At 59.5% G+C, this 22,559-nt stretch carries 20 protein-coding genes; all 20 read left to right on the forward strand.

Annotated features, from left to right (window positions below; all coding sequences use genetic code 11):
• Positions 1-154 precede the first annotated feature (154 nt).
• A complete protein-coding gene (locus AB5Z14_RS04415; RefSeq protein ID WP_055251823.1) occupies positions 155-1,111 on the forward strand; it encodes an ABC transporter permease in 957 nt (318 codons plus the stop codon).
• A 3-nt stretch (positions 1,112-1,114) separates the two neighbouring features.
• Positions 1,115-3,130, forward strand: coding sequence for a dipeptide/oligopeptide/nickel ABC transporter permease/ATP-binding protein (locus AB5Z14_RS04420; RefSeq protein ID WP_035138893.1), 2,016 nt, complete (start codon positions 1,115-1,117; stop codon positions 3,128-3,130).
• On the forward strand, positions 3,131-3,958 hold the full coding sequence (locus tag AB5Z14_RS04425) for an ABC transporter ATP-binding protein (RefSeq protein ID WP_089573612.1): 828 nt from the start codon (positions 3,131-3,133) through the stop codon (positions 3,956-3,958). It begins immediately after the preceding gene.
• Between the two features lie 80 nt (positions 3,959-4,038).
• The gene (locus AB5Z14_RS04430) at positions 4,039-5,016 is read left to right on the forward strand and encodes an acetylxylan esterase (protein ID WP_368130471.1); all 978 of its coding nucleotides are present in this window, start codon (positions 4,039-4,041) and stop codon (positions 5,014-5,016) included.
• Entirely contained in the window at positions 5,009-5,860 is an 852-nt protein-coding gene (locus tag AB5Z14_RS04435; RefSeq protein ID WP_117786311.1) for an acetylxylan esterase, read from the forward strand. Before AB5Z14_RS04430 ends, AB5Z14_RS04435 begins: the two co-directional genes overlap by 8 nt.
• 68 nt (positions 5,861-5,928) lie before the next feature.
• Entirely contained in the window at positions 5,929-6,849 is a 921-nt protein-coding gene (locus AB5Z14_RS04440; RefSeq protein ID WP_089573615.1) for a dihydrodipicolinate synthase family protein, read from the forward strand.
• Positions 6,850-7,020: 171 nt separating this feature from the next.
• The gene (locus tag AB5Z14_RS04445) at positions 7,021-7,986 is read left to right on the forward strand and encodes an ROK family protein (protein ID WP_368130473.1); all 966 of its coding nucleotides are present in this window, start codon (positions 7,021-7,023) and stop codon (positions 7,984-7,986) included.
• A 70-nt stretch (positions 7,987-8,056) separates the two neighbouring features.
• Positions 8,057-8,743, forward strand: a complete 687-nt coding sequence (locus tag AB5Z14_RS04450) for an N-acetylmannosamine-6-phosphate 2-epimerase (protein ID WP_022094877.1) — start codon at positions 8,057-8,059, stop codon at positions 8,741-8,743.
• A 101-nt stretch (positions 8,744-8,844) separates the two neighbouring features.
• Entirely contained in the window at positions 8,845-9,765 is a 921-nt protein-coding gene (rapZ, locus tag AB5Z14_RS04455) for an RNase adapter RapZ (RefSeq protein ID WP_022094878.1), read from the forward strand.
• A gap of 6 nt (positions 9,766-9,771) precedes the next feature.
• Positions 9,772-10,701 (forward strand): DNA-binding protein WhiA, encoded by a 930-nt coding sequence (gene whiA / locus AB5Z14_RS04460; RefSeq protein WP_117820739.1) that lies wholly within the window; start codon positions 9,772-9,774, stop codon positions 10,699-10,701.
• A gap of 193 nt (positions 10,702-10,894) precedes the next feature.
• Positions 10,895-11,920 carry a type I glyceraldehyde-3-phosphate dehydrogenase gene (gene gap / locus AB5Z14_RS04465; RefSeq protein ID WP_099431436.1) on the forward strand — a complete coding sequence of 342 codons (1,026 nt, stop codon included), beginning with the start codon at positions 10,895-10,897 and terminating at the stop codon, positions 11,918-11,920.
• A 140-nt stretch (positions 11,921-12,060) separates the two neighbouring features.
• A complete protein-coding gene (locus AB5Z14_RS04470; protein WP_117564871.1) occupies positions 12,061-13,251 on the forward strand; it encodes a phosphoglycerate kinase in 1,191 nt (396 codons plus the stop codon).
• A complete protein-coding gene (gene tpiA, locus AB5Z14_RS04475; protein ID WP_089572945.1) occupies positions 13,244-14,011 on the forward strand; it encodes a triose-phosphate isomerase in 768 nt (255 codons plus the stop codon). Before AB5Z14_RS04470 ends, tpiA begins: the two co-directional genes overlap by 8 nt.
• A gap of 5 nt (positions 14,012-14,016) precedes the next feature.
• Positions 14,017-15,570, forward strand: a complete 1,554-nt coding sequence (gpmI, locus tag AB5Z14_RS04480) for a 2,3-bisphosphoglycerate-independent phosphoglycerate mutase (RefSeq protein WP_117635933.1) — start codon at positions 14,017-14,019, stop codon at positions 15,568-15,570.
• Between the two features lie 164 nt (positions 15,571-15,734).
• Positions 15,735-15,989: a preprotein translocase subunit SecG gene (secG, locus tag AB5Z14_RS04485; protein WP_006236144.1), complete on the forward strand. Its 255-nt coding sequence runs from the start codon at positions 15,735-15,737 to the stop codon at positions 15,987-15,989.
• Positions 15,990-16,282: 293 nt separating this feature from the next.
• Positions 16,283-17,959 carry a peptide ABC transporter substrate-binding protein gene (locus tag AB5Z14_RS04490; protein ID WP_240126053.1) on the forward strand — a complete coding sequence of 559 codons (1,677 nt, stop codon included), beginning with the start codon at positions 16,283-16,285 and terminating at the stop codon, positions 17,957-17,959.
• A gap of 156 nt (positions 17,960-18,115) precedes the next feature.
• Complete coding sequence (locus AB5Z14_RS04495) at positions 18,116-19,153, forward strand: ABC transporter permease (protein WP_368130474.1); 1,038 nt, start codon at positions 18,116-18,118, stop codon at positions 19,151-19,153.
• A gap of 14 nt (positions 19,154-19,167) precedes the next feature.
• Positions 19,168-20,103, forward strand: a complete 936-nt coding sequence (locus AB5Z14_RS04500; protein ID WP_161116039.1) for an ABC transporter permease — start codon at positions 19,168-19,170, stop codon at positions 20,101-20,103.
• A 2-nt stretch (positions 20,104-20,105) separates the two neighbouring features.
• Positions 20,106-21,197 (forward strand): ABC transporter ATP-binding protein, encoded by a 1,092-nt coding sequence (locus AB5Z14_RS04505; protein WP_117766059.1) that lies wholly within the window; start codon positions 20,106-20,108, stop codon positions 21,195-21,197.
• Entirely contained in the window at positions 21,198-22,226 is a 1,029-nt protein-coding gene (locus AB5Z14_RS04510; RefSeq protein ID WP_006236139.1) for an ABC transporter ATP-binding protein, read from the forward strand.
• The last annotated feature ends 333 nt before the right edge of the window (positions 22,227-22,559 follow it).

The following is a 22,559-nucleotide window of genomic DNA, read 5'->3' on the forward strand; positions in this document are numbered from 1 at the left end:
TCGCTTGAGTCTGTATGCAGGATGTCGGTCGTTGGGACCGTATCCTCATAGTTGAAACAAAGACCCGGGCGACCTCGATGTCGCTCGGGTCTTGTAATGAGTATCCGTACTCATATACCAGTTGGTCCTACCGACAAAAGAAAGGGGAGAGAACGTGAACAACTTGCTACGTTTGATTGGAAGGCGTCTTGTGGCGCTGCCGATCATGGCATTGGGCGTCACCGTCCTGGTGTTCTTCCTTATGTCGTTCTCCAAGACCGACCCCGCCTACACGGCGTTGGGTGACGGTGCCTCGCCCGAGGCGGTTGCCGAGTACCATGAGAAGTATGGTCTGGACGACCCCTGGCCTGTGCGCTACGTGCGCTATATGGGCGATTTGATCCATGGTGACATGGGCACCTATGGTGCTGCTCGCAACTCCGTTGCCAAGCGCATCTCCACGGCCCTGCCCGTCACGATGCAGCTGACCTTCATCGGCCTTGCCATCGGTGCGGTCGTTTCGTTTTTACTCGGCGTCATTGCGGCACTGTATCGCGACAAATGGCCGGACCAAGTGATCCGCGTCTTTTCCATCGCCGGCTTGGCAACCCCGTCGTTCTGGCTTGCCGTTCTGTTGATCCTGCTGTTCTCTTCCTACCTTAAGGTGCTTCCGGCATCGGGTGCTCTGCCTCACTTCACCACGAATCCGGCTGGCTATCTGGGACGTATGATCATGCCCGCTATCGCCTTGGCATTTCCGCTGACGGGTCAGATGACTCGTATCGTGCGTACCGCCATGGTCGAGGAGCTCGATAAGGATTATGTCCGTATGGCTCGCGGCGCCGGCGTTCCCGAGAAGGTCGTCGTCGGCATCAACGTTCTTCGCAATGCGCTGATCACCCCGGTCACCACCCTCGGTCTTAAGATCGGTTACCTCATGGGCGGCGCCGTCGTCATCGAGGTTATCTTCAACCTCCCCGGCATGGGCACCGCGATTCTGCAGGGCGTTCAGGGCAACGAGGCGAACCTGGTTCAGGGCGTCGTTATCGTCGTTGCTCTTGCCTTCATCATCATCAACATCGTGGTTGACATGCTCTACCTGCTCATCAACCCGCGCATCAGGACGGTGTAGATTATGGTAAAGATTCGAGAGAAGCAAACCGAGCAGCTCGAGAAGGCTGCCTCCAAGGGGCTCAAGCTCGGTGGCTGGAAGAAGATGACGCTGTCTTCTAAGATTGCCGCCGTCGTGTTGGTGCTGGTCGCCCTGACTGCGATTCTGGCGCCCCTTCTTGCCCCCTATAGCCCGGTCGAGATTTTTACGGCTCGCCAGGCTCCCGGCAACGGATTTATCTTCGGTACCGACGATAAGGGTCGCGACATTCTGTCGCGCATGCTCTACGGTGGTCGTTACTCGCTGATTATCGGCTTTGGCGCCACTGCCATGGCTCTGGTCTGCGGCTCGGTCGTGGGCGCCCTTGCGGCGGTTTCGCGCAAGGCCGTTTCCGAGACGATCATGCGTATCCTGGACATCATCATGTCCATCCCGGGCATCGCCCTCGCGGCCGTCTTCGTCTCCATCCTGGGCAACTCCGTGCCGTCGATCATCTTCGCCATCGGCTTTATGTACACTCCGCAGATTGCCCGTATCGTGCGCGCCAACATCGTGTCCGAGTACGGCGAGGACTATGTCCGCGCGGTCATCGTTTCCGGCGCCAAGGCTCCGTGGATTTTGATCAAGCATGTTCTGCGTAACTGCATCGCCCCGATCATGGTCTTCACCGTTACCCTGGTCGCCGACGCCATCATCTTCGAGGCCTCGCTGACCTTCATCGGCGCTGGTATCCAGGAGCCCACCGCTACCTGGGGCAACATCCTCGCCGACGCCCGCGGCGGCGTGCTCGCCGGCCGTTGGTGGCAGGCGCTGTTCCCGGGCCTGGCCATCATGATCACCTGCCTGGCGCTCAACATCCTCTCCGAGGGCATTACCGACGCCATGGCCGCTGCTCCCTCCGCCGCCCTGGATCCGACCGATTCCTCCAAGCGTCGCGAGGCCGACCTGCTGGTCTCCGACCCCGTTCGCGCCTACAAGGAGCAGGCCCAGTCCCTCTCCGCTCGCCTTGGCGCCCTGCGCGATGTCGAGCTCAAGCGTGACGATCGCCATGTGCCCGACGAGTCTGTCGAACCGATTCTCTCGGTCCGTGACTTCTGCATTCAGTTTGAGCATCACGGCGATATCAACGTCGTCGACCATGTCAACTTTGACGTCCGTCCTGGTCAGACCATGGGCCTGGTGGGCGAGTCCGGTTGCGGTAAGTCCATCACCACGCTGGCCATCATGGGCCTGACCGACGATGACGAGCACCTTTCCGGCGAGGTCCTCTGGGAGGGCCGCGACCTGCTCAAGATGAGCAAGAAGGAGTGGTTCGGCCTGCGCGGTACCGATATCGCTATGGTCTATCAGGACGCCCTGTCCTCGCTCAACCCCTCCATGCTCATCTCTGCCCAGATGAAGCAGCTCACCAAGCGCGGCGGCACCCGCAGCGCCGAGGAACTCCTGGAGCTCGTGGGCCTCGACCCCAAGCGTACGCTCGAGAGCTACCCGCATGAGCTTTCCGGTGGCCAGCGTCAGCGTGTCCTGATCGCTATGGCCCTTACCCGCGACCCCAAGCTGGTCATCTGCGACGAGCCCACGACCGCTCTGGATGTTACCGTCCAGAAGCAGGTCATCAAGCTGCTCAACGACCTTCAGGCCAAGCTCGGCTTTGCCATGATCTTCGTCTCGCATGACTTGGCGCTGGTCGCCGAGGTCGCCCATAACATCACGGTTATGTACGCCGGTCAGGTTATCGAGCAGGCGCCCACCAAGGAGCTGCTCACTAACCCGATCCACGAGTACACCCGCGGTCTTCTGGGCTCCGTTCTGTCCATCGAGAGCGGTTCGGGCCGTCTGCACCAGGTGCCCGGCGCCGTTCCGAGCCCGCGCGATTTCCCCAAGGGCGATCGCTTCGCGCCCCGCTCGAGCCATCCGCGCATTGGCCTGGACACCCGTCCGGTCTTCAAGCGCGTGCCCGGCACCGAGCACTTCTATTCCGAGCTCCCCGACGAGGTGCTCAAGGCAAATGGTTTGACCCCTCACGCGGAGGTGATGTAGATGAGCGAGACCGCAGTCAACGGCGTCGAGCCGATCATCTTCCTTGATGACGTCCACGTCACCTTTAGGACCCGTACCGGCTCGATTCTGCACCCCAACCTGGTTCACGCCGTCCAGGGTGTAACGATTAGGCTCATGCCCGGTCAGACGATCGGCATCGTCGGCGAGTCCGGTTGCGGTAAGTCCACCACCGCCAACGTCATGTGCGGCCTGCAGGCCCCCACGAGCGGCAAGGTCTACTTTAAGGGCAAGGACGTAACCAAGCGTACCGCCGAGGACCGTCGCCACATGGGCCGTGTCATCTCGGTCGTGTTCCAGAATCCGGCTACGGCGCTCAATCCCCGCATGGTCGTTCGCGAGCAGCTGCTCGACCCCATGCGCGTCCACAACCTGGGTACCGAGGCCGAGCAGGAGAAGCGCGTCAAGGAGCTCCTGGAGCTCACCGGTCTGCCCAGCTCCGCCGCCGAGGTTCTTCCCGGCCAGCTTTCGGGCGGCCAGCGCCAGCGCGTCGCAATTGCCCGTGCCCTGTCGTTGAACCCCGATGCCATCATCGCCGACGAGCCCACCTCGGCTCTGGACGTTTCGGTCCGCGCGCAGATTCTGAACCTGCTGACCGACCTTAAGAAGGAGCTCGGCCTGGCCATGGTGTTCATCAGCCATGACATCCAGACGGTCCGCTATATCTCTGACGACATCATCGTTATGAATGGCGGCAAGATCGTCGAGCAGGGCGAGGCCAAGCAGGTCTTCCAGCACCCTCAGGACCCCTACACCAAGATGCTGCTCGGTGCTGCGCCGTCGCTGCTGCATCCCAAGCTCGGCGAGTAGCCTCGCTTTCCCTCCCGTGCGCCCGGTTCCCTTGCCGGGCGCACCTCCGTTGCGATTTCGAAAGGTTGGGTTCACGAGCCATGCCAAGTGCTCAGGAGCTACAACAGCAATTTGGTGGGTATCGGGGCGCCATGCCCCGTCCATCAGATTTCGATCTCTTTTGGAAGGACCGCATGGCCGAGGCCGACGCCGTCGGGCTTGACTATGCGATCGAGATGGCATCGGTCACCGATGCCGTGACCTGCCAGCTTTTCGACCTCTGGTATACCGGCATGTGTGGCGCTCGCCTGCATGCCAAGTACCTTAAACCCGTCTCGGACGAGCCCGTGCCATTGGTACTTCAGTTCCATGGGTATCCGGGTGCAAGCCGCAGCTGGTTTGAGCAGGCGTCGTTTGCGGGCATGGGCATGGCACTCATCGCCCTCGACTGCCCCGGCCAAGGAGGTCCCTCCGAGGACATTGGTGGATTTGAGGGCACAACGGTCGCGGGCCATATCGTCGCCGGTATCGACGGCGATCCGGCCAACCTCTACTATGTCCGCTTGCACCAAGATATTCGCATCCTGTGCCGCATCGTTCGCGAGCTCGAGGGCATCGATCTTGCCCGTGTGTTTGTGAACGGCGCGTCGCAGGGCGGCGGTTTGGGCATTGCGACCTGTGCACTTAACAGCGAGCTTATCAATCGCGCCGCCATCCTCTATCCCTTCCTGTCGGATTTCCGCCTGGTCTGGGATTTGGATGCCGACGACATTGCCTACGAGGGCCTGCGCTATTGGTCTCGCTGGTTTGACGAGGACTCGACTCGTATCGACGAAGCCTATGCCAAGCTGGCGTACTTCGATTCCAAGAACTTTGCCCCTATGGTCAAATGCCCCGTGCTGTTTGGCACCGGCACAGCCGATACCGTCTGTCCGCCAGCGACGCAGTTTGCGGTCTATAACAACCTGACCTGTGAAAAGCGTCATGAGTTCTTTGAAGGCTTTGGCCACGAGGAGATTCAGGATTTTGACGATCTGATCATTCCGTTTTTCTGCAAGGGAGGGGAGGCTCATGTCTAAGTGCGAGAGCAATGTCAATGAGCTGATTGTCTCCGACCTTGTGGGGATTCCCGGAACGGTCTCGTCAAGGCTCGCTGATTTCCGGGATTGGCGCGGTGATGCTTCTGCGGATGTTTCCGAATTAGAGATAGCCGCTTCGGACCTTGAGGTTTGCGGGCCGAGTATTACGGCGATCGATTTCGCCAATCCGTATGCCCGCTACTCCGAGGTTTCCTTTGAGCTTGGTGGCGATGTGGTCCACGCACGTTTGATCGAGCCTGCCGGTCGCGCCCGAGCATCCGAGCTTGTGCCGCTATGTCTGATGTTTCACGACATCGACCGACCCGTGCGGGGATGGCATCACATGACGAGGTTTGCGGCCATGGGATATGCCGTGCTTGCGCTGGACGATGAGGCGATTGGATCCAGCGAGCTGCAGCAGGGGATTGCCTCTCCTGCTTTTGTCAAGCGCGTCCGTTGGGGTTGCGCGATGGCGAAGGTGGCGCGCAATCTTGATGGCGTGGACCCCGACCGCATCTTTGCATGGGGCGAGGGCCTTGGCGGCGGAGTCGCGCTGGCGGTTTCTGCTCTGGACGAGCGGGGCCTCGCCTGCACGGCGGTTGCCAATCCAATTCCCGGTGGCCTCGAGGCGTTGTCGTCTCGGGTGCGTGGATCGGTGCTCATGGGCACATCGCTCATGGATGCCGTGAGTGATCCCAAGGGCCAGTTTGCCGTATTCAACGGTCTTGAGTGTGACCGGAGGCATATCATCTATGCCAAATACGCTCACGAGCGCATCAACGCGTTTGAAAACGAAGTCATCGACTTTTTTAACCAAACGTTCTACCCGTGTTCTTTGGCCTAGACGGCCTGGACACTGCCAACAAGAGTGGGTGGCATAGGGCCGCCCGCCAGACAACTAAGGAGATTCTTGTGGCAACTCAGAAATTCACCGGCGTTATCCCTCCCGTCGTTGTTCCCGATACCGAAGACCACCAGCTCGACGTTGCCTCCTTTGAGCGCAGCATCAACCGCATGATCGATGCCGGCGTCGATGGCCTGTTCTTCCTGGGCTCTTCGGGCGAGGTCGTTTTCTCCACCGATGAGCGTCGTCGCCAGATCATCGCCGAGGCCGTTCGTATCGTCGACCACCGCGTGCCCGTCCTGGTCGGCATCATCGATACCGAGACCGAGCGCATGATCGAGCACGGTAAGGTCGCTCAGGAGCTGGGCGCCGATGCGCTTGTCGCCACCTGCCCGTTCTATGCCCTGCAGGGCATGACCGAGGTCGAGGAGCACTTCCGCATCCTGCACGAGGAGCTCGACCTGCCCATCTTTGCCTATGACATTCCCGTCTGCGTTCACACCAAGCTCCCCTGGAAGCTCCTTGCCAAGCTCGGCGCCGAGGGCGTCCTTGCTGGCGTCAAGGATTCCTCGGGTGATGACATCTCGTTCCGCTATCTCGTTCAGGAGAACGAGAAGAACGGCCATCCGATGAGCATCCTCACCGGTCACGAGGTTGTTGTCGACGGCGCTTACCTCGGTGGCGCCGACGGTTCTGTCCCGGGCCTTGCCAACGTTGAGCCCGAGGGCTACGTGCGCCAGTGGAAGGCCGCTCAGGCCGGCGACTGGGCTACCGTCAAGGCCGAGCAGGATCGCCTCAATGAGATTTCGCACATCTGGGACGTCACCTCGGGCGTCCAGGGCTATGCCGGTGGCGTCGGCGCCTTCAAGACCGCTATGAACCTCATGGGCATCTTCGACAGCCCGACCATGCCGCGCCCGGTGAAGGCCATGACCGGCGAGAACGTCGAGGCGATTAGGAAGGTCCTTCAGGACAACGGTCTCCTGTAAAGCTTCCCAGGCACCCGACCTCGCCGTTCAACCGTGTGGCCATGACCCATTAGGTCAATGGCCACACGGTTTCTCGGCGATCTCGGACACCTGGAAAACCTTTACTGCGCTGTGACGGCTAGCCTGACGGCGCATTTCCTGTAGTTGTTTTTATCTCCGAAGGAGAGCGACATGGAGAACAAGTACGTCTGCTCTGTCGATATCGGCGGAACTAAAATTGCGACTGCCGTCATGGAGTACCCGGCTGATGGTAGTGTGCCCCATCCCGTTTTTGAGGCCGAGGTTCCTACCGAGGCCCAGGAGGGCGGCGAGGCCGTCTTCCAGCGTATCGAGGCGTCTATCAAGGCCGCTCTTGAGGCGAATCCCGATGTCGAGGTTCTCGGTGTCGGTATCGGTGCCGCAGGCGTCGTCGATCCCAAGACGGGCACCATTGCTTATGCCAATGAGATCATGCCCGGCTGGTCCGGCGTTCAGTTGGGGCCGCGTCTGCGCGAGGACCTTGGTCTTCCCGTTGCCGTTGTGGGCGACGTGCAGGCTCATGCTCTGGGCGAGGCCCACTGGGGCGTCGGCAAGGGCAAGTTCTCCGTCTTGTGCCTGGGAATCGGTACGGGCATCGGTGGCGCATATGTCGAGAACGGCCGCGTGATGCAGGGCTTCCATGGTGCTGCTGGCCATATGGGCCACATCGAGTGCTCGGCTGCCGCCGGCATTCCCTGCGCCTGCGGGCGTTCCGGCCATCTTGAGTCTGTTGCTTCGGGCACCTCGATTGGCCGTATGTACGACGAACGCTTCGGTCGAGTTGACCCCAGCCGTCCTTCGGTCGGTCGCGACGTGAACGACCTGTGTCGTGCTGGCGACGCAAAGGCGACCGAGGTCATCCATGACGCCGGCTTTGCGCTGGGCGCCAGCTTGGGCTCGCTTGCCAATATTCTGGATCCAGAGGTCATCGTGCTTTCGGGCGGCGTAATTCATCAGGGTCCCGATTGGCGTTCGCAGACGTGGAAGGATTCGGTGCACGAGGGCTATGCCAGCCAGGCGCTCGATCCGCTCCAGGACACGCCGATTCTCATCGGGTCTCTGGAGGGCGATGCTCCGCTCATCGGTGCCGCCGAGCATCTTCTCGCTTCGTTAAAGTAAACGTATCTGCTGTAGGAGCCTCCCGAGACAACACGCCTCGGGAGGCTGTTCTGAGAAAGGTTGCAGCCTTATGACCGTCGATCCTTTGATTCAATCCCTGAAGGGTAAGCTCGTCGTGAGCGTTCAGGCGTATATGGGCGAGCCGCTTCGTACGCCCGAGACCATGGCTCAAATGTCTCGCGCTTGCGAACTCGGCGGCGCCGCCGCCATTCGCTGCCAGGGCCTTGCCGACATTGCCGCCATTAAGGGTCGCTGTGAGGTTCCTGTTATTGGCCTATGGAAGGATGGACACGAGGGCGTTTACATCACGCCGACGCTGCGTCACGCCCGCGCCTGCGTTGCTGCTGGTGCCGATATCGTGGCGATCGACGCCACCGATCGTCCGCGCCCCGATGGCAAGACGGTCGAGGATACCTTCCGTCCGCTGCACGAGGAGGGTGTGCTCCTGATGGCGGATTGTGCCACCATCGAGGACATTCGCCGTGCGGTTGATATGGGCTTCGACCTGGTATCTACCACGCTCTCTCACGGTGTCGCCGCCATCGACTGCACCATGGCCGATGGCCCCGACCTGCCGCTCCTGCGTCAGGCGACCGAGGAATTCCCCGGCCTTCCCATCATTTGCGAGGGTCGCGTGCATACGCCCGAGGAGGCTCGCGCCGCGATCGATGCTGGCGCCTGGGCCGTTGTCGTCGGCACCGCCATTACGCACCCCACGAGTATTACAAGTTGGTTCAAGGCTGCGCTTGAGGCGTAAGACAGGCCTCGTATCCGCTCGGGGCGGTATACTCAATAAAGGCAATTGACCGCGCGGGATCCGGGTTGCTGGGTCCCGCGCTTGTTTTCGGGAGGCAGCACATGCAAAAGGGAGATGCCATGGATGCGGCGGAGCGCTCGGAGCGCATCCCCGATATCGTCATCATCACCGGAATGTCCGGATCGGGCCGCACACAGGCCATGCACGTGTTCGAGGACATGGGCTATTTTTGCATTGATAACCTACCTCCGCGTCTCATCGCCCAGCTTGCCGAGCTCGTCGGCATCAATACGGGCGTGGGCAGGCATCTCGCCGTCACCTGCGATTTGCGTAGCCAGGGACTGTTTGACGAGTTGCTCGATGCGGTCGCCGCGCTCGAAGAGCGCGAGATGAGCTGCGACATCGTGTTCCTGGAGGCTTCTGACGAGGTGCTGATTCGTCGCTACAGCGAAAATCGCCGCCGTCATCCCATTGCCAAGCCGGGGGAGACTACGGCCGATGCCATTCAGCGCGAGCGCCTTCAGCTGCAGGGCGTGCGCGATCGAGCCGATATGATTATCGACACGAGCCGCCTGCGCACCTCTGCCCTGCGCAACAAATTGCGCATGGCGTTCTCCGAGTTGTCCGACCAGCAGCTCATGGACGTTCACGTGTTCTCGTTTGGCTTTAAGCACGGTATGCCCGTCGAGGCGGACATTATGATCGACGTTCGCTTCCTGCCCAATCCGTTTTACGATCCCGAGATGCGTACCATGACCGGTCTCGATAAGAAAGTCTCCGACTTTGTTCTGGACCATCCCAAGACCCAGGAGTTCTGGAAGGCCTGGACGCAGCTGCTCGATACGGTGATGCCGGGCTATATCGCGGAGGGTAAGCCGCAGCTTTCTATCGCCATCGGCTGCACGGGCGGACAGCACCGTAGCGTCGCCATTGCCGAGGCCACGGCCCGTTACCTGGAAGGCGCCCAGTATCACGTGAGCATCTCCCACCGCGACCTGTCGCGCGCCAACACGAAGGCATAGGCCTGCATGTCGTTTACCGCCGAGGTGCGCGACGAGCTTGCGCGCTGCGAACCCGAATGTGAATACTGCGATTTGTCGACGCTTGCCGCCCTGACGCGTGTGAGCGGTACGCTCTCGCTTACCGGCTCTGGGCGGTATCGTTTGACAGTTGCGACTGAGACGGGAGCCGTCGCGCGCACGATGATCACGCTGACGCATCGCATCCTTAAGCTCAAAACGGAATTCACCGTTCGTAAATCGGTCTTGCATAAGGTCCGTAACTATCTCATTACCCTGCCCGATCAACCCGACCTGGACAAGGCTCTGGTGCTGCTGGGCATTCTAGACCGCAGGGGAGGGCTCGTTGCTGGTGTTCCCCGACACATCGTTGCCCGTCCCTGCTGCAGGCTTGCCTACATCCGCGGCGCGCTCATCGCGGGCGGCTTCGTGGCCGATCCACGCGGCGATTTTCATTTGGAGATCGCGGTGCAGGGCGAGCAATATGCCAAGGGGCTTTGCGACCTGTTGGGGCAGATTGGGGTCCATGCTCGTGTTAATGCGCGGCGGGGGTCATATGCCGTGTACATTAAGAGCGCCGAGGAAATCGAGCATTTATTAAAGCTGATTGGTGCCAAGCGCAGCGTTGCCGAGATTGAGGAGGCGCGCGCGGTCAAGTTGGTTAAGAACGATGTGAACCGTCGCGTGAACGCCGAGCTCGCCAACCAGACCAGAAGCGCCGGTGCTGCCCAACATCAGCTTGCGCTTATCGATGAGCTCGAGCAGCGCGGCCTTCGCGATGCGCTTCCGGATGCCTTGGCGGTCTTTTGCGACCTGCGCGAGCGCTATCCCGATCTGTCGCTGCGTGATTTAGGGGAGATGGCTGACCCTCCCTTGTCGAAGTCGGCCCTCTACCATCGAGTTTTGAGGCTTGAAAAGCTCATTGAAGCAAATCGGTAGTTTAAAGTATCGACTTATATACGGATTTAGCTGCTATTTTATTCTTTAAAACGTTTTAACGTAAATTTGATTTTCAATTTCGACTATTCTCGTGAAATTCAAGTCAAAAAAAAGGTATATTAGGCGAGTGGTTAGTTTGTGGGCCTCAACGGCGGGCGCTGTAGCTTGCGGGGGCCTTACGAAAGGAGACACAATGGCAGTAAAGGTTGCTATTAACGGCTTCGGTCGCATCGGTCGTCTGGCTTTCCGTCAGATGTTCGGTCATGAGGGCTCCGAGATCGTCGCTATCAACGACCTCACCTCTCCCGATATGCTCGCTTACCTGCTGAAGTACGACTCCACGCAGGGCAACTACGCTCGCGATCACGAGGTCGTTGCTGGCGAGGATTCCATCACCGTTGACGGCAAGGAGATCAAGATCTACAAGGAGGCCGACGCCAACAACCTGCCTTGGGGCGACCTCGACGTCGACGTCGTTCTCGAGTGCACCGGCTTCTACACCAGCAAGGCTAAGGCTCAGGCCCACATCAACGCTGGCGCCAAGAAGGTCGTCATCTCCGCTCCGGCCGGCAGCGATCTGCCCACCATCGTGTACAACGTCAACCACGAGACGCTGACCGCTGAGGACAACATCATCTCCGCTGCTTCCTGCACCACCAACTGCCTCGCCCCGATGGCCAAGGGTCTGAACGACTTCGCTCCCATCGTGTCCGGCATCATGACCACCATTCACGCCTGGACCGGCGACCAGATGCCGCTCGACGGCCCGCAGCGCAAGGGCAACAAGCGTCGTAGCCGCGCCTGCGCCGTCAACATCGTCCCCAACACCACCGGTGCTGCCAAGGCTATCGGCCTGGTTCTCCCCGAGCTCAACGGTAAGCTCATCGGTGCCGCCCAGCGCGTCCCGACGCCGACCGGCTCCATCACCAACCTCTACGCTGTCGTTGACAAGAAGGTCACCGTCGACGAGGTCAACGCCGCTATGAAGGCCTACGCTTCCACCATCTCCGAGACCTTCGGTTACAACGAGGACGACATCGTCTCCACCGACATCATCGGCGAGACCCACGGCTCCATCTTCGACGCCACTCAGACCATGTGCTCTGACCTCGGCAACGGCCAGACCCTCGTTCAGGTCACCTCTTGGTACGACAACGAGAACTCCTACACCTCTCAGATGGTCCGCACCATCAAGTACTTCGAGAAGTTCGTTGCTTAATTTAGCTTTTAGCGAATAGCTCGTTGAGCGTCTAAAGAAGGGCGCGGCCTCATAGGGCTTACACCCTAGGGTCGCGCCCTTTTTATAGGAAATCGTCTGCCGTAATGGGAGGCAGACACGTACGAAAGGTAGAAGCAAACATGGCCTTTACCAAGAAGACCGTCCGCGACATCGATGTCGACGGCAAGCGCGTTCTCGTCCGCGTTGACTTCAACGTGCCTATCAAGGATGGTGTCGTTGGCGACACCACCCGCATCAAGGCTGCCCTGCCCACCATCAACTACCTCGTTGAGCACAACGCTCGCGTCATCCTCATGAGCCACCTCGGCCGTCCCGATGGCACCGGCTTCCAGCCCGAGCTCTCCCTTGAGCCTGTCGCCAAGAAGCTCGCTGAGCTCTCTGGTCTCGATGTTGCCTTTGTCGCCGACACCTACGGCGAGAAGGCTGCTGAGGCTGTTGCCGCCGTCGAGCCGGGCAAGGTCCTCGTTCTCGAGAACGTCCGTTTCGACAAGCGTGAGAAGAAGAACGATCCCGAGATCGCCAAGAAGCTCGCTTCCTATGGTGACGTCTTCGTTCTCGATGCTTTCGGTACCGCTCACCGCGCCCAGGGTTCCGTCGTGGGTCCCGCCGCTTACCTGCCTGCCGTCGCCGGCTTCCTGCTCGAGAAGGAGGTCGACACGCTGACTGGCATCTTCGCCGAGCCCGAGCGCCCCTTCGTCGCTATCGTCGGCGGTTCCAAGGTTTCCTCCAAGATCGGCGTTCTCGATCACCTCATCGACTCCGCTGATACCCTGATCATCGGTGGCGGCATGGCCTACACCTTCTTCCTGGCTCAGGGCCTGACCGTCGGTCAGTCCCTCAAGGAAGAGGACTGGGTCGAGCGCGCTGGCGAGATGCTCAAGAAGGCCGAGGAGAAGGGCGTCAAGATCCTGCTCCCCATCGACAACCGCGTTGCCGATCACTTTGGCGAGGACGCTGTCCCCGAGGTTGTCGCTTCCGACGCTATCCCCGACGATCGTGAGGGCATGGACATCGGCCCCAAGACCGAGGAGCTTTACGCCGAGGCCGTCAAGGGTGCCAAGACCGTGTTCTGGAACGGCCCCATGGGTGTCTTCGAGTTCGACAACTTCGCTCACGGCACCCAGGCTATCGCCGAGGCCGTCGCCGAGGCCGACTGCACCTCGATCATCGGCGGTGGCGACTCTGTCGCGGCTGTCAACAAGTTCAACCTGGCCGACAAGATGAGCTGGATCTCCACCGGTGGTGGCGCTTCCATGGAGCTCGTCGAGGGTAAGGCCCTGCCCGGAGTGGAGGCGCTTCTCGATGCCTAATCGCACCCTTCTTATCGCTGGTAACTGGAAGATGAACAACGACGTCGCTGAGGCCGCCAAGCTCGCCGACGAGCTGGCTCAGGCTCTGCCCGAGGTTCCGGCTGGCGTCGAGGTGCTCGTCTGCCCTCCGACCATTGACATCACCACGGTTCATGACCGCATTCAGGCTGCCCCCATCGCCCTCGGTGCACAGAACGTGTACTGGGAGGCCAAGGGTGCCTTCACCGGTGAGTCCTCTTGCGACATGCTCAAGTCCGCTGGCTGCACCTACTGCATCATCGGCCACTCCGAGCGTCGCGACTACTTCCACGAGACCGACGAGGACCAGAACAAGAAGGCCAAGGCCCTCGTTGCCGCCGGTCTTGTTCCCGTCTTCTGCTGCGGCGAGTCCCTCGAGGTCCGCGAGGCTGGCACCTATGTCGAGCACGTCGTGAACCAGGTCAAGGCTGGCCTTGCTGGTCTTGAGATCACCTGTCCCAAGCAGGTCGTCGTCGCCTACGAGCCCATCTGGGCCATCGGCACCGGAAAGACCGCTACCGCTGAGGACGCCCAGGAGGTCTGCGGCGCTATCCGTGAGACCCTCAAGGAGATGTTTGGCGAGGAGCTCGCCGACGGTATCCGCGTCCTGTACGGTGGTTCCGCTAAGCCCGGCAACATTGCCGAGCTCGTCGCCAAGCCCGACGTTGACGGCGCCCTCGTGGGCGGCGCTTCGCTCAAGGCTGCCGACTTCGCCTCTATGGTCGTCAAGGCAGGCGAGTAGGACATATGGCACAGCGTCATCTTCCTGCACTCCTGATCATCATGGATGGCTGCGGCCTTGCTCCGGCCGATGGCGAGAACGCCGTCGCCGCTGCCAAGACGCCCTTCCTTGATAGCCTGTACGAGAAGTATCCTCACACCACGCTCGGTGCTTCGGGCGAGGACGTGGGCCTTCCCGACGGTCAGATGGGCAACTCCGAGGTAGGCCACCTCAACATCGGTGCCGGCCGCATCGTGTTCCAGGAGCTTTCGCGCATCAACAATGCCATCAAGGACGGCTCCATCGCCAAGAACGAGGTCTTCGTCAAGGCTATGGACGACGTCAAGGCTGACGGCAAGACTCTCCACCTCATGGGCCTTATGAGCCCTGGCGGTGTTCATTCTCACATGAACCACGTCGAGGCTCTGGTCAAGATGGCTGCCCAGCATGGCGTCAAGACCGTTCGCGTCCACGCCTTCATGGATGGCCGCGACGTTGACCCGCAGTCCGGTGCCGGCTACATGAGCGAGTTCTGCGCCTTCCTGGCTAAGATCTCCGAGGAGACCGGTTGCGACGCTCGCGTTGCCACCGTTTCGGGCCGCTATTGGGCCATGGACCGCGACAACCGTTGGGAGCGCATCCAGCGCGCCTACGACGTCATGGTTAACGCGTCCGATGCCGATACCGACCCCGTTGCCGGTATCAAGGCCTACTACGAGAAGGATCCGCGCGGCGACGAGTTCGTCGAGCCTTTCGCGGCCCACAACGAGGGCATCCACGAGGGCGACGCGGCCATCTTCTTCAACTTCCGTCCCGACCGCGCTCGTCAGATGACCCGCGTGTTCACGGACAAGGAGTTCGATGGCTTTGAGCGCGAGCAGATTAAGCTTTCGCACTTCGTGACGATGACCGAGTACGATCCGACGTTTGACGTCGAGGTCGCCTTCCCCAAGACGTTCCCCGAGAACGTCCTGGCCGACGTTATCGCCGCCAATGGCCTGAAGCAGCTGCACACCGCCGAGACCGAGAAGTACGCCCACGTGACGTTCTTCCTCAACGGCGGCATCGAGGAGCCCAAGGAGGGCGAGGAGCGCGTGCTCGTCGCTTCCCCCAAGGTCGCTACCTACGATCTGCAGCCCGAGATGAGCGCTCCCGAGGTTACCGAGAAGCTTGTTGCCGCTATCAACGAGGATCGCGCTGATTTCTACATCGTGAACTTCGCAAACTGCGACATGGTTGGTCACACCGGTGTCTTCGACGCTGCCGTTAAGGCCGTCGAGGCTGTTGACGATGCCCTGTCCAAGGTTGTCCCGGCGATTCTCGCCAAGGGCGGCTTTGCGCTGATTACCGCCGATCACGGCAACGCCGATCACATGTTTGACGTTGCTTCCGACGGTTCCAAGCATCCGTTTACGGCTCACACCACCAACCGTGTGCCGTTCATCATCGTTGATGAGAAGGCGCAGCTCACCGGTATCGAGGACGGCCGTCTTTCCGATATCGCTCCGACCATGCTCACCATGGCTGGCATTGAGCCTTCCGCCGAGATGACGGGTCGCGTACTCGCCACCGAGGCCTAATAGAAAACAAATACCGTTTTCTAGTAAGGGGGTTGTCCGCAACCGGACAACCCCCTTTTTGGTATTTCTGCCATTTCTACCCCGTCCCCAAATGGCAGGTGGGGGAGTGCTGGGGGTTGTGGTACAGTACTGGAGTTTGAATTGTTCTATTAAGGAGCTTATCTATGGGTCCGTTTCAGATTCTTCTGTTTGTCGTTTGGGCTGTCTCTGCCGTGGCGTTGACGATTCTCGTCCTGATGCATTCCGGTAAGGGCACCGGCGTTTCGGATATGATCGCTAGCTCGCTGTATAACTCCAGCTCTGCCACGGGCGTCATGGAGCAGAACCTCGATCGCCTGACCGTCATCATGGCTGTCGTATTTGCCGTGTGTGTCGTTCTGTGCATGTTCTTCTTCCCGCAGGGCATCGTCGGCTACTAAGCATCGGCGTATATACGTTTGTAAAGGGTCCCGCACGTGCGGGACCCTTTTTGTTTACAGACTTGTAACAGAGTCAAAATATCCCCACATACTTCGCCCAACTAAAGAAATTCTCGACCGTTAACCGGAATTAGCCCCAAATCGTGAATAAAATGCGCTACTGTATTGCAAAACGTTGGCCTGTTGTGCATAACCAGCCATAGCAGCGGGCGGCGTTTTGATGGTTCGGATCGGATTGTCTCGACATGTGTCCGACTGAACATTTCTTTGTCCTATCTCATAAGGAGGATGGCATGGCTGATTCTATGTTCCACCAGCCCGTTATGGGTCGTCGCGCCTTTGTCGGCGGTACCCTTGCTGCGAGCTCCATGGCTTTTCTTGCCGCATGCGGCAAGAAGGGCGGCGACGCTTCCGGTTCTGAGTCCGGTTCGACGCTGAACTTCTACATCAACAACCCGGTCTGCATCGACCCCTACAACGTCCAGGAGGATCAGGGCACTCAGGTCGAGTACCAACTGTTTGATGCTCTGACCTCTTACGACGCCGAGAAGGGCAAGATCGTCCCGCTGGCTTGCGAGTCCTTCGAGGCCAACGACGACGCCACCGAGTTCACCTTCAAGATCAAGAAGGCCAAGTTCCACAACGGTGACGACGTTACCTCCAAGTCCTTCAAGCTCGCTTGGGAGCGTCTGGTCAACACCAAGTCGGCCATCGCTACCGAGTACGGTCCTTCCGAGGTCTCCTATCACCTTTCCATGGTCGAGGGCTATGACGATCTACTTGCCGGTAACGCTACCGAGCTCAGCGGTGTTACTTGCCCCGACGATGAGACCCTCGTCGTTAAGCTGTCTTCCGCTTACGCCGACTTCCCCTTCGTCGCCTCTCACCCGGCTCTGTCCCCGGTTCCCGAGTGCGCCGAGTCCGATGTTAAGAGCTTCTACCTTGCCCCGATCGGTAACGGCCCGTTCATGATGGACGGCAAGTGGGAGGATGGTCAGGAGATCAACCTCAAGAAGTTCGACGATTACTATGGCGACAAGGCCAAGATCGATGGCATCCACTTCCAGGTCATCAAGGACGTGGAGACCGCCTACAAGGAGTTCCAGGCCGGTAACCTTGACATCTGCGACGTTCCCGTTGCTCAGATCGACGCTGCCAAGAAGGATCGCGGCGTGTCCAAGGACGGCTACACCATGGGCGACGGCGAGCGCATGCTGCTCGGCGCCGAGCCTTCCACCTACTACCTGACCTGCAACACCACGGCCGAGCCGTTCAACAACGCCGACCTGCGCAGGGGTATCTCCCTGGCCATTAACCGTGAGGCCATCTGCAAGACCATCTTCAAGGGTACCCGTACCCCCGCCGACGGCATTGTTCCTCCGGGCATCGATGGCTACAAGGAGGGCGCATGGGAGTTCTGCGCCTACGACGTCGACAAGGCTAACGAGTACCTCGACAAGGTTGCTCCCGCTGGCGCTAACGGCGATCGTGGCATTAACGTGACCCTTTCCTACAACCAGGACGGTGGCCACAAGGAGATCATGGAGTCCATCATCGGCGACCTCGCCAAGGTCGGCGTTACCGCCGTCTCCGATACTCCTGAGTGGTCTGCGCTGCTCGAGCAGTACCAGAACTTCAACTATCAGTTCGGTCGTCTGGGCTGGATTGCCGACTACCCGATCATGGACAACTTCCTGTATCCGCTGTTCCACTCCGACTCCCTCGGTGGCGACAACCGCTCTGGTTACAACAACCCCGAGTTCGACGCCAAGGTCGACGAGGCCCGTACCACGGTTGACGACGAAGAGCGCGTCGCTAAGATGCAGGAGGCCGACGCAATGGTCGCTGCCGACTGCCCGGTCATCCCGGTGATGTTCTACACGCACACCATCGCTGGCTCCGACCGCGTCAAGTACCTCTACGTTGATCCGCAGAAGCACGCCGAGCTGGGTACCGCCGAGCTCGCCTAAGAGTTTGCAGCTTCCGTGAGGGTCAAGTATTTACGTAGACCTCATGGGAAACATACAGTTCTCCCTAACCTGGGGTAAACTGGCTGATGGTAATTTTGGGATGCCGGTCTGGCGATCGGCATCCCATTTAGGTTAATCCCTAGATAGGGGAGTGGTATGGGTAAGTACATCGTTAAACGTGTGCTTCAGTTCATCCCGGTATTTTTGGGCGTTACGCTGATTCTGTTCGCCCTCCAGAACATCGTGCCGGGAGATCCGATCAAGCTGATCGGTGGAGACAAGGCTCTGTCCCCCGAGGTGGAGCTTCAACTTCGCGTGCGCTATCACCTGGTCCAGGCGGACGAGGACGGCAACGCGATCCTTGACGAGAACGGCGATCCCGTTCCAACGTCGCTTGTGGACCAATACTTGAATTACATGAATGGTCTGCTTCATGGCGATCTGGGCAATTCGTATCAGCGCAAGCTGCCGGTTGCGGAAATCTTTGCTCAGAAGTATCCGTATACGGTTAAACTCGCCGCGTGCGCCATCGTGCTCGAGGCAATCATGGGTATCGGTGCGGGTATCATTTCGGCAGTAAAGCGTTACTCCTTCTGGGATATTTTGGTAACGCTGACCACGTCGATCCTCGTTGCCGTTCCTGCCTTCTGGCTCGGTATGCTGCTGCAGCTGTTCTTTGGCGTCATCCTTAAGGATGCCACCGGCGGCGCTTTCTCCATGCCGATTTCGGGTGCCGGCGGTACCAGCTCTCAGTATCAGGATTGGATGCACTATGTGCTTCCGACCATTACGCTGGCTTCGGTTTCGACCGCCTATGCTGCCCGCATCATGCGCTCGCAGCTGCTCGACGTCATGAACCAGGATTACATCCGCACGGCAAAGGCTAAGGGTCTCTCCAATCGCGCGATCATCATCAAGCATGCGCTTAAGAATGCACTCATCCCCGTCGTTACCTATATTGGTGTCGACTTCGGTGGCATGCTTTCGGGCGCCATCCTGACCGAGACGGTCTTTAACTGGCCCGGTATCGGCTCTGAGGTCTACCGCGCCATCAGCATGCGTGACTGGCCTATCGTTATGGGCGGCGTTACGCTCATCGTTGTCGTCGTTATGGTGATCAACCTGCTCGTCGACATTAGCTATGCATTCCTCGACCCGCGCATCCGCCTTGGCGGTCCGTCGGATAAGGCCTAAGGGAGGTACGTCTCATGCAGGAAACTGATTCTCAGTCTCAGGGGCAGGCTACCGCCACTAAGGCCGCATCTGCTCCCGCTAAGTCCCGCACGATGTGGGGCGACGCTTTTAAGCGTCTTCGTAAGAACAAGCTCGCTGTTATCGGTGTTTGCTGGATCATCATCGTCGTTGTGGTTGCCCTGACCGCCGACCTGTGGGCTAAGCCCTGGCTCGGGTCGCCGACGGCTTCCGACTCGACTACCATGGCCGAGACTTCGTTGCTGGCTCCGTGTGCCGAGCATCCGTTTGGTACCGACGCCCTTGGTCGCGACATTCTCGTCCGCGTTATCTACGGTGCACGCGTTTCGCTGTCCGTCGGCATTATGGCCACCGCCATCTCCACGGTGATCGGATTGGTCATGGGTGCTCTGGCCGGTTTCTACGGCGGAATCTGGGATACGATCATCATGCGCTTTGCGGATATCTTCCTAGCGTTCCCGTACGTGCTGTTCGTCGTCGCCATGATCGCCGTTATCGGCCGTGGTCTTCAGAATGTCTTTATCGCCATCGGTATTCTCGGCTGGCCTTCTATTGCACGCGTCTTCCGATCCGCGATCCTGACGGTCAAGGAAAACGACTATGTTGACGCTGCGCGCGCGATGGGTGCATCCGATGCTCGTATCGTCGTGCGTCACATCTTCCCGAACTCCGTTGCCTCCATCGTGGTCTACGCGACCATGAACATTGGTGGTGCCATTTTGACCGAGTCCGCTCTGTCCTTCCTCGGCATGGGCGTTATTCCGCCTACGCCTTCGTGGGGCTCCATGATTCAGGACGGTCAGCAGTATCTTCTGACTGCTCCCTGGATGATGATCATGCCCGGTCTGGCAATTCTCTCGACGGTGCTCGCCTTCACCCTGCTGGGTGACGGTCTGCGTGACGCCCTCGACGTCAAGATGAAGGACGCATAAGGATGAAGAAGAATAAGAACTATGTGGACCTGAAGGACCAGCCGGTTCCCGAGGGCCAGCATCTGCTCGAGGTCGATGACCTTAAGATGTATTTCCACACCGAGGATGGCGTCGTTCGCGCTGTCGACGGTGTTTCCTACACGCTCGATCGCGGCGAGACCCTGGGTGTCGTCGGTGAGTCCGGCTCCGGTAAGTCCGTGACCGCCATGACCATCATGGGTCTTATCTCGATGCCTCCGGGAAAGATTGAGGGCGGCGACGTTCGCTATCGCGGTCGTTCTATCCTCGAGATGACCGAGGAAGAGATGCAGCACATTCGCGGTAACGATATCGCGATGATCTTCCAGGATCCTATGACCTCCTTGAACCCGGTCTATAAGATCGGCAAGCAGGTGGGCGAGGGCCTTCGTCTGCACCGTGGCTACTCCAAGCAGGAGGCGCTCAAGCGCGCCACCGAGCTTTTGGACCTCGTGGGTATCCCCGAGCCCGAGAAGCGCGTCAATGAGTATCCGCACCAGTTCTCCGGCGGTATGCGTCAGCGCGTCATGATTGCTATGGCCCTTGCCTGCGATCCCGATATCCTGATTGCCGACGAGCCCACGACGGCTCTGGACGTTACCATTCAGGCTCAGATTATCGAGCTCATGCAGGAGATGCAGCAGAAGAACGGCAACGCCATTATCATGATTACCCATGACCTGGGCGTTGTCGCCGATATGGCCGACAAAATCATGGTTATGTACGCCGGCCGTCCCGTCGAGTTCGGTACTGCCGAGGAAATCTTCTACGAGAGCCGCCACCCCTACACCTGGGGCCTTATCCGCTCCATCCCGGAGCAGGCCATCGAGGAGAAGAAGCCGCTAACGCCGATTCACGGCAACCCGCCTTCGCTCATGAACTTGCCTGAGGGCTGCGTATTCTCTCCTCGTTGCCCCTATGCGACGGACAAGTGCCGCAAGCAGCGCCCCGAGCGCGTTGTCACCGAGTCCGGTCACTATTCTGCGTGCCATTATTCCGGTGACCCCGAGTTCCTCAAGAACGCCCCTGAGACGTCCCGCACGCGCAAAGATTCCAAGAAGGGAGGCGAGGCGTAAATGGCAGACAATAACGAGCGCACTCCGCTGCTGAAGGTCGAGCACCTTTCTAAGGAGTTCCCCGCAGAGTCCGGCATGTTCGCCAAGCGCTTCTCTAAGCGTGTCGTCTCTGCTGTGAATGACATTTCGTTCGAGATTTATCCGGGCGAGACCTTTGGCCTGGTCGGCGAGTCTGGTTGCGGTAAGTCCACCACGGGCCGCACCATCATGCGTCTGACCAAGCCGACGGCAGGTAAGGTGTTCTTCCAGGGCAAAGATGTTGCCGAGATGAGCAAGCATGAGATCAAGGACATGCGTCGTGAGATGCAGTTTATCTTCCAGGATCCTTATGCTTCGCTCAACCCTCGTATGACGATTGGTGAGATCGTCTCCGAGCCCATGACCATTCATGGTGTGGGCACCAAGGAAGAGCGTATCGAGCGCGTCCGTGAGCTGCTGGATGTCGTCGGTCTGAACCCCGAGCACATCAACCGCTATCCGCATGAGTTCTCGGGCGGCCAGCGTCAGCGTGTCGGCATCGCCCGCGCTTTTGCGCTGAAGCCCAAGCTGATTATCTGTGACGAGCCGGTATCCGCTCTGGATGTTTCCATTCAGGCCCAGGTTCTGAACCTGCTTAAGGAACTGCAGGACAAGTTTGGTACGGCGTATCTCTTTATCGCCCACGACCTGTCCGTCGTGCAGCACATCTCCGATCGCGTTGCCGTTATGTATCTGGGTAAGATGGTCGAGGTTTCGGATTGGAAGACGCTCTATAGCGAGCCTCACCATCCGTACACGCAGTCGCTGCTGTCTGCCGTGCCGGTGCCCGATCCGGATATCCAGAAGACCCGCAAACGCATCATCCTCGCTGGCGACCCGCCGTCGCCGCTGGATCCGCCGACCGGCTGCCGTTTCCACACGCGCTGCCCGATCGCGCAGGGCATCTGCTCCGAGAAGCTTCCTGAGTTTAAGGAAGTTGCCCCGGGCCACTGCTGCGCCTGCCACTTCGCGGAGCCGTTCCCGATCAAGGAATCGCACATCGACCTGTAGCCGGTTGTTATCGTCCGGGCCCGTGCTGGACTTAGTTTTCAGAACGTCCTCGACCATGGAAACCCCCTTATCCTGCTCCTTCGGAGCTGCGGATAAGGGGGTTTCCTGGTCTGCGGAATGTTCTGAAAACTAAGTCCAGCACGGGCCCTGTGTTACCACTGTAGAGGGGTGAGATTCCTTGATCGCTCACTTAATCTAATAGGAAATTGAGGGAGGCCGGAGCTTTAGCTCCGGCCTCCCCATATAAGGGCTCGGCTTTGCCGAGCCACCAAATTTGCATCAGCCCCAGAACATGTTTGAGAACTGTGCCTGGAGTATGTGTTGGTAGGCCCC

The organism is Collinsella aerofaciens, from assembly GCF_040910265.1.
In the GTDB taxonomy this organism is placed as follows: domain Bacteria; phylum Actinomycetota; class Coriobacteriia; order Coriobacteriales; family Coriobacteriaceae; genus Collinsella; species Collinsella aerofaciens_BK.

What these genes read in the sequence shown, in the direction of transcription:
- AB5Z14_RS04420 (WP_035138893.1), top strand. Translation starts at nt 1,115, where the DNA reads ATGGTAAAGATTCGAGAGAAGCAAACCGAGCAGCTCGAGAAGGCTGCC.
- AB5Z14_RS04425 (WP_089573612.1), top strand. Translation starts at nt 3,131, where the DNA reads ATGAGCGAGACCGCAGTCAACGGCGTCGAGCCGATCATCTTCCTTGAT.
- AB5Z14_RS04430 (WP_368130471.1), top strand. Translation starts at nt 4,039, where the DNA reads ATGCCAAGTGCTCAGGAGCTACAACAGCAATTTGGTGGGTATCGGGGC.
- AB5Z14_RS04435 (WP_117786311.1), top strand. Translation starts at nt 5,009, where the DNA reads ATGTCTAAGTGCGAGAGCAATGTCAATGAGCTGATTGTCTCCGACCTT.
- AB5Z14_RS04445 (WP_368130473.1), top strand. Translation starts at nt 7,021, where the DNA reads ATGGAGAACAAGTACGTCTGCTCTGTCGATATCGGCGGAACTAAAATT.
- AB5Z14_RS04450 (WP_022094877.1), top strand. Translation starts at nt 8,057, where the DNA reads ATGACCGTCGATCCTTTGATTCAATCCCTGAAGGGTAAGCTCGTCGTG.
- rapZ (WP_022094878.1), top strand. Translation starts at nt 8,845, where the DNA reads ATGCAAAAGGGAGATGCCATGGATGCGGCGGAGCGCTCGGAGCGCATC.
- whiA (WP_117820739.1), top strand. Translation starts at nt 9,772, where the DNA reads ATGTCGTTTACCGCCGAGGTGCGCGACGAGCTTGCGCGCTGCGAACCC.
- gap (WP_099431436.1), top strand. Translation starts at nt 10,895, where the DNA reads ATGGCAGTAAAGGTTGCTATTAACGGCTTCGGTCGCATCGGTCGTCTG.
- AB5Z14_RS04470 (WP_117564871.1), top strand. Translation starts at nt 12,061, where the DNA reads ATGGCCTTTACCAAGAAGACCGTCCGCGACATCGATGTCGACGGCAAG.
- tpiA (WP_089572945.1), top strand. Translation starts at nt 13,244, where the DNA reads ATGCCTAATCGCACCCTTCTTATCGCTGGTAACTGGAAGATGAACAAC.
- gpmI (WP_117635933.1), top strand. Translation starts at nt 14,017, where the DNA reads ATGGCACAGCGTCATCTTCCTGCACTCCTGATCATCATGGATGGCTGC.
- secG (WP_006236144.1), top strand. Translation starts at nt 15,735, where the DNA reads ATGGGTCCGTTTCAGATTCTTCTGTTTGTCGTTTGGGCTGTCTCTGCC.
- AB5Z14_RS04490 (WP_240126053.1), top strand. Translation starts at nt 16,283, where the DNA reads ATGGCTGATTCTATGTTCCACCAGCCCGTTATGGGTCGTCGCGCCTTT.
- AB5Z14_RS04495 (WP_368130474.1), top strand. Translation starts at nt 18,116, where the DNA reads ATGGGTAAGTACATCGTTAAACGTGTGCTTCAGTTCATCCCGGTATTT.
- AB5Z14_RS04500 (WP_161116039.1), top strand. Translation starts at nt 19,168, where the DNA reads ATGCAGGAAACTGATTCTCAGTCTCAGGGGCAGGCTACCGCCACTAAG.
- AB5Z14_RS04505 (WP_117766059.1), top strand. Translation starts at nt 20,106, where the DNA reads ATGAAGAAGAATAAGAACTATGTGGACCTGAAGGACCAGCCGGTTCCC.
- AB5Z14_RS04510 (WP_006236139.1), top strand. Translation starts at nt 21,198, where the DNA reads ATGGCAGACAATAACGAGCGCACTCCGCTGCTGAAGGTCGAGCACCTT.